The 6228-nt window shown below is 71.7% G+C and carries 5 protein-coding genes and 1 pseudogene; 4 read left to right on the forward strand and 2 right to left on the reverse strand.

Annotated features, from left to right (window positions below; translation table 11 throughout):
- The 3 genes and pseudogenes from TSO221_RS36665 to TSO221_RS32110 all read left to right on the forward strand — a co-directional run.
- Positions 1 to 122: pseudogene (locus tag TSO221_RS36665) on the forward strand (electron transfer flavoprotein subunit alpha/FixB family protein); the annotation flags it as partial.
- A gap of 101 nt (positions 123 to 223) precedes the next feature.
- Complete coding sequence (locus tag TSO221_RS32105) at positions 224 to 1843, forward strand: electron transfer flavoprotein-ubiquinone oxidoreductase (RefSeq protein ID WP_109122550.1); 1620 nt, start codon at positions 224 to 226, stop codon at positions 1841 to 1843.
- 100 nt (positions 1844 to 1943) lie between these two features.
- Positions 1944 to 3383: an aldehyde dehydrogenase family protein gene (locus tag TSO221_RS32110; protein WP_109122551.1), complete on the forward strand. Its 1440-nt coding sequence runs from the start codon at positions 1944 to 1946 to the stop codon at positions 3381 to 3383.
- Positions 3384 to 3389: 6 nt separating this feature from the next.
- Here the strand turns inward: TSO221_RS32110 and TSO221_RS32115 are convergent, their stop codons facing one another.
- Positions 3390 to 3611: a hypothetical protein gene (locus tag TSO221_RS32115; RefSeq protein ID WP_109122552.1), complete on the reverse strand. Its 222-nt coding sequence runs from the start codon at positions 3609 to 3611 to the stop codon at positions 3390 to 3392.
- A 102-nt stretch (positions 3612 to 3713) separates the two neighbouring features.
- Between TSO221_RS32115 and TSO221_RS32120 the strand changes: the two genes are divergently transcribed.
- Positions 3714 to 4538, forward strand: coding sequence for a dihydrofolate reductase family protein (locus tag TSO221_RS32120; RefSeq protein WP_109122553.1), 825 nt, complete (start codon positions 3714 to 3716; stop codon positions 4536 to 4538).
- On the opposite strand, the gene TSO221_RS32125 is transcribed toward TSO221_RS32120, so the two are convergent.
- Positions 4535 to 6228: molybdopterin-dependent oxidoreductase (locus TSO221_RS32125; protein ID WP_146208976.1), on the reverse strand; the 1694-nt coding region annotated here is incomplete at its 5' end. The genes TSO221_RS32120 and TSO221_RS32125 overlap by 4 nt on opposite strands.

The following is a 6228-nucleotide window of genomic DNA, read 5'->3' on the forward strand; positions in this document are numbered from 1 at the left end:
AGGACAGCAAGGTGATCGTCGCCATCAACAAGGACGAGGAGGCGCCGATCTTCCAGGTCGCCGACTACGGGCTGGTGGCCGACCTGTTCAAGGCGGTGCCGGAACTGGCTCAGGCCCTCTGACCGACGTCCGCCGCACCAAGCGTCCCCCGCGGGGTGCGGACCTTGAGGGCCGGGTGGTGGCGCCGTCGGCACCCGGCCCCTTTTTGCGGAGACCACGAGACATGAGCGCGCGTGAGAGCCTGGAATTCGATGTGGTGATCGTCGGCGGCGGGCCGGCCGGGCTGGCCGCAGCGATCCGCCTGCGGCAGGTGGCGCCGGAGCTGTCGGTCTGCCTGATCGAGAAGGGCGCTGAGATCGGCGCGCACATCCTCTCCGGCGCGGTGTTCGAGCCGCGCGCGCTGGACGAACTGATCCCCAACTGGCGCGAGCGCGGGGCACCACGCGGCACCCCGGCGCGCGAGGACCGCTTCCTGTTCCTGACCGGGCGCGGCTCCTGGCGCCTGCCGACGCCGCCTCGGATGCACAACACCGGCAACGCGATCCTCTCGCTGGGCAACCTGTGCCGCTGGCTGGGTGAGCACGCGGCGGGCCTGGGCGTCGAGCTGTTCCCGGGCTTCGCCGGTGCCGAGGTGCTCTACGACGAGGCTGGCCGGGTGCGCGGCGTCGCCACCGGCGACATGGGCATCGGCAAGGACGGGAAGCCGAACGGGACGTACACCCCCGGTGTCGAGCTGCTGGCCCGCCAGACCATCTTCGCCGAGGGCTGCCGCGGCAGCCTGACCAAGGGCCTGATGGAGCGTTTCGCCCTGCGCCGCGATTGCCAGCCGCAGACCTACGGCATCGGCATCAAGGAGCTGTGGGAGGTCGATCCCGCCAAATCGCAGCCCGGCCTGATCGTCCACACCGTCGGCTGGCCGCTGGATGCGAAGACCTATGGCGGCTCCTTCCTCTACCACCTGGAGGGCAACCTGATGTCGGTCGGCTTCGTGGTCGGCCTGGACTATTCCAACCCGCACCTCAGCCCGTTCGAGGAGTTCCAGCGCTACAAGACACACCCGGCGATCCGCACGCACCTGGAGGGCGGACGGCGCATCGCCTACGGCGCCCGGGCGCTGTCGGAGGGCGGTTTCCAGTCGATCCCGAAGCTGACCTTTCCGGGCGGTCTGCTGGCCGGCGACACGGCGGGCTTCCTCAACGTTCCGAAGATCAAGGGCAGCCACACCGCCATGAAGTCCGGCATGGTCGCCGCCGAGGCGGTGGCCGCGCACCTGACCGGCGGCACCAGCGGCGACGAGGTGACCGGCTACAGGCAGGCGCTGGAGCGCTCCTGGCTGTGGGACGAGCTGAAGCGGGTCCGCAACATCCGCCCCGGCTTCCGGTGGGGCCTGTGGGCCGGCATGGCGAACGCCGCGCTGGAGACCACTCTGTTCCGCGGCAAGGCGCCGTGGACGCTCAGGCATCACGAGGACCACGCGGCGTTGAAGCCGGCCGCCGAGGCGACGCCCATCGCCTACCCGAAGCCGGACGGCGTGCTGAGCTTCGACCGCCTGTCCTCGGTCTACCTGTCCAACACCAACCACGAGGAGGACCAGCCGGTCCACCTGCGCCTGAGGGACGGCGGGGCGGCGATCCGCGTGAACCTCGCCACGTTCGCCGCGCCCGAGACACGCTACTGCCCGGCCGGCGTCTACGAGATCATCGAGGCGGCCGAAGGGCCGCGCCTGCAGATCAACGCGCAGAACTGCGTGCATTGCAAGACCTGCGACATCAAGGATCCGACCCAGAACATCGACTGGTCCGTCCCGGAAGGCGGCGGCGGGCCGAACTATCCGGGCATGTGAGCGCGCGAACGGTTTCCTCCCTGAGACTGGGGCCGCGGGTGGCATTGTCCCCGCGGCCCTGCTTTTATGAGGGCAACAACACGGAACGAGGGAGTGGAGTATGCGACGGTGCCAGAGCTTCTACATCGACGGCGGCTGGTGCGATCCGGCCGCCGGCGGCTCGACCATGGAGGTGGTCAATCCGGCGACCGAGGAGGTGTCGGGCGTCGTGGCGCTCGGCGGCGCCGAGGACGCGGAGCGCGCCATCGCGGCAGCGCACCGGGCCTTCGACGGCTGGTCGCGCACGCCGCTGGCCCAGCGCCTCGAGCTGCTGGGCGCGATCTGCGCGGTCTATGAGCGGCGCTTCGACGACGTCGCCGACGCCATCACCGGGGAGATGGGCGCGCCGCTGCACACCCTGTCGAAGCCGGCGCAGGCGCGCATGGGGCTGGCGCATTTCCAGGTCGCGCTGAAGGCCGCCCAGTCCTTCCCGTTCGAGACGGCGCGCGGCACCACCCGCATCGTGCGCGAGCCGGTGGGCGTCTGCGCGCTGATCACGCCGTGGAACTGGCCGATGAACCAGATCACCTGCAAGGTGGCGCCGGCGCTGGCCACCGGCTGCACCATGGTGCTGAAGCCCAGCGAGTTCGCCCCCTATTCGGCGCAGATCCTCGCCGAGATCCTGCACGAGGCCGGCGTGCCGGCCGGCGTGTTCAACATGCTGTTCGGCGACGGCCCGACGGTCGGCCCGGTGCTGGCCTCGCACCCGCTGGTCGACATGGTGTCGCTGACCGGCTCGACCCGGGCCGGCGCCGCCGTCTCGCACGCCGCCGCCGACAGCATCAAGCGCGTGTCGCTGGAGTTGGGCGGCAAGTCGGCGAATATCGTCTGCGACAGCGCCGATCTGCCCAAGGCGGTGACGCACGGCGTGCGCTCGATGATGTCCAACGCCGGCCAGAGCTGCAACGCGCCGTCCCGCCTCTACATTCCGGCCGCGCGGCTGGAGGAGGCGGAAGCGGTCGCGGCGGCGGCCTGCGCCAAGCTGGTGGTCGGCGATCCGCGCGCCGCGGAGACCACCGTCGGCCCCATCGCCAACCAGCGGCAGTTCGAGCGCGTGCAGCACCTGATCCAAACCGGCATCGACGAGGGCGCCAAACTGCTGTGCGGCGGCCCCGGCCGTCCGGACGGGATGGAGCGCGGCTTCTTCGCCAGGCCCACGGTGTTCAGCCGGGTCGAGGACCGCATGACCATCGCGCGCGAGGAGATCTTCGGACCGGTGCTGGTGATCCGCCCCTACGCCGACCTGGAGGAGGCGATCGCCAGCGCCAACGCGTCGCCGTACGGCCTGTCCGGCTACGTGTCGGCCGGCACGCCGGACGAGGCGCGCGCGGTGGCGCGGCGGCTGCGCACCGGCATGGTGCACCTGAACGGCGCGGGGGTGGACATCGCCGCACCCTTCGGCGGCTACAAGCAGTCCGGCCTGGGCCGTGAGTGGGGGCCGGCCGGCTTCGAGGAGTTCCTGGAGACCAAGGCCCTGATGGGCAGCGAACCGGCGGCGTAGGCGCGGCTACCCGTGCACGGGGACCGGCCGTTCGCCGCGGATGATCTGGTGGATGTTCGCCAGCACCTCGGCGAACAGGTCGGTGCCGACCCCGGCGTGGGGCGCGGTGGTCGCCTGCGCAAGCGGGCGGGCCGCGCCCTCCCACGGGTTCAGGCGGTTGCCGCGGCTGACCGGCGCCGGGTGGCCGGGAAAGCGGAAGGTCGAGCGGTTGGCGATGCCGGCAGCCATTTTTGCCCCCAGGATCGTGAATCGGTGTCGATGCGGTGCAGTTTGCCGAAGGCCCCCCTATTGGGGCAGTGACGGCCGTCACACGGGTGTTACACTGCCGGCATGGCGGCGCGTCTCCTCAGGCTGTATCCGGGCCCACCGGAGGACCTCCCGCTGGCGGGAGCCTATCTCGCCCACGGGCTGCAAGCCCTGGGCAGCCCCGCTGCGCCGTTCGTCTACGCCAGCTTCGTCAGCAGCCTGGACGGCCGCATCGCCCTGCTGGACCCGGCCACCGGCGAGAGCCGCTTCCCGCCGGGGCTGAGCAATGGCTCCGACTTCCGGCTTTTCCTGGAATTGCAGGCGCAGGCGGACTGCCTGATCACCCACGCCGGCTACCTGCGCGACCTCGCCGCGGGCAAGCTGGACAACGTGCTGCAGATCGGCCTGCACGACCCGGGACGCGATCTTGCGGACTGGCGTCTCGCCAACGGAATGGCGCCGCAGCCGGCCGTGGTCGTCGCCAGTTCCAGCCTGGACTTCACGCTGCCGGAGTCGCTGGCGCGCCACGGGCAGCGCGTCATGATCGCGGTCGGCCGCGCCGCCCCGGCCGGGCGGGTGGAGGCGCTGCGCCGCGCCGGGCTGGAGGTGATCGTCGCCGGCGAGGGTGTGCGGGTGGAGGGCGCGCCGCTGGTGCGGGTGCTGGGCGGGCGCGGCTTCCGCAGCCTCTACCTGCTGGCCGGCCCGCGCATGCTGGAGACGACGCTGCGCGGCGGCGTGCTGTCGCGGCTGTACCTGACCATGGCGCACCGCCTGTTCGGCGGCGAGCGGTTCCAGTCGATGATCGAGGGGTCGGAGCTGGGCGACGCCGGCCGCCTGCGCATGGCCTCGCTGTACCACGACGCCGACGGGGGCCAGTGGTTCACCCAGTTCGAGCCTGTGTGCCCCTAGGCTGCCCGCTCCACCCGCGCCGCGCAGTGCTTGAACTCCGGAATCTTGCCGAAGGGGTCGAGCTGCGGCGTGGTCAGCAGGTTGGCCGCCGCCTCGGCGAAGCAGAATGGGATGAACACCACCCCCGGCGGTACCGCCGGGTCGGCGCGGGCGGTCAGTTCCACCACGCCGCGGCGCGTCGCCACGCGCACCGCGTCGCCGGCGGCGATGCCCAGCCGGTGCAGCTCGGCCGGCGCCAGCGTGGCGATGGGGGCGGGTTCCAGCGCGTCCAGCATGGTGGCGTGGCGGGTGATGGCGCCGGTGTGCCAGTGCTCCAGCAGCCGGCCGGTGGTCAGCACGAACGGGTACTCGTCGTCCGGCAGTTCGGCCGGCGGGCGCAGCCCGGCGGGGACCAGCCGGCCGCGGCCGTCCTGCGTGGGGAAGCCGTCGCCGAAGACGATCTCCCGTCCCGGTTGGTCGGGGGCGTCGCAGGGGTAGGTGACGCTGTCCTCGCGCTCCAGCCGCTCCCAGCTGATGTTGGCCAATGAGGGCATGGCGCGGGCCATCTCGGCGAACACGTCGCGCGGGTGGTCGTACGTCCAGCCGAGGCCGAGGCGCCGGGCAAGCTCGACGATGATCCACAGGTCCCGCCGCGCGTCGCCGGGCGGTGGCAGCGCCGGGCGGCCCATCTGCACCTGCCGGTTGGTGTTGGTCACCGTGCCGGCCTTCTCCGGCCATGCCGAGGCCGGCAGCACCACGTCGGCGTAGCGCGCCGTCTCGGTCAGGAAGATGTCCTGGACGACGAGGTGCTCCAACTCCGCCAGCGCCTCGCGGGCGTGCGTCAGGTCGGGGTCGGACATCGCCGGGTTCTCGCCCATCACGTACAGGCCGCGGATGCGGCCGGCGTGGACGGCGTCCATGATCTCCACCACGGTCAGCCCGCGCTCGGGGTCGAGCGTGGCGCCCCACAGTTCCTCGAAGAAGCGGCGGGTGTCGCCGTCGGTCACCGGGCGGTAGTCGGGCAGGACCATCGGGATCAGCCCGGCGTCCGAGGCCCCCTGCACGTTGTTCTGGCCGCGCAGCGGGTGCAGCCCGGTGCCCGGTCGGCCGATCTGCCCGGTGACGAGCGCCAGCGCGATCAGGCAGCGCGCGTTGTCGGTGCCGTGCGTGTGCTGCGACACCCCCATGCCCCAGAAGATGATCGAGGCGCGCGAGCGCGCGTACAGCCGCGCCACGGCGCGCAGGGTATCGGCGTCGATGCCGCAGAGCGGGGCCATGTCCTCGGGCGGGAAGGCTCGGACGTGTTCCGCCAGCGCTTCGAAATCACGGGTGTGGGCGGCGACGTACTGGCGGTCGTGCAGCCCTTCGGTGACGATGACGTTCAGCAGCGCGTTCAGCATCGCCACGTCGGTGCCGACCTTGAACTGCAGCATATGCGTGGCGAAGCGCTTCAGCGCCATGCCGCGCGGGTCCATGACGACCAGCTTGGCGCCCTTCTTCACCGCGTTCTTGAAGAAGGTGGCGGCGACCGGGTGGTTCTCGGTCGGGTTGGCGCCGATGACGACGATCACCTCGGCGTCCTCCGCCGCGGTGAACGGCGCGGTGACGGCGCCCGACCCGATGCCCTCCATCAGCGCCGCCACCGACGAGGCGTGGCACAGACGGGTGCAGTGGTCGACGTTGTTGGTGCCGAAGCCGGTGCGCACCAGCT

Source organism: Azospirillum sp. TSO22-1, assembly GCF_003116015.1.
In the GTDB taxonomy this organism is placed as follows: domain Bacteria; phylum Pseudomonadota; class Alphaproteobacteria; order Azospirillales; family Azospirillaceae; genus Azospirillum.

What these genes read in the sequence shown, in the direction of transcription:
- TSO221_RS32120 (WP_109122553.1), top strand. Translation starts at nt 3,714, where the DNA reads ATGGCGGCGCGTCTCCTCAGGCTGTATCCGGGCCCACCGGAGGACCTC.
- TSO221_RS32110 (WP_109122551.1), top strand. Translation starts at nt 1,944, where the DNA reads ATGCGACGGTGCCAGAGCTTCTACATCGACGGCGGCTGGTGCGATCCG.
- TSO221_RS32105 (WP_109122550.1), top strand. Translation starts at nt 224, where the DNA reads ATGAGCGCGCGTGAGAGCCTGGAATTCGATGTGGTGATCGTCGGCGGC.
- TSO221_RS32115 (WP_109122552.1), bottom strand. Translation starts at nt 3,611, where the DNA reads ATGGCTGCCGGCATCGCCAACCGCTCGACCTTCCGCTTTCCCGGCCAC.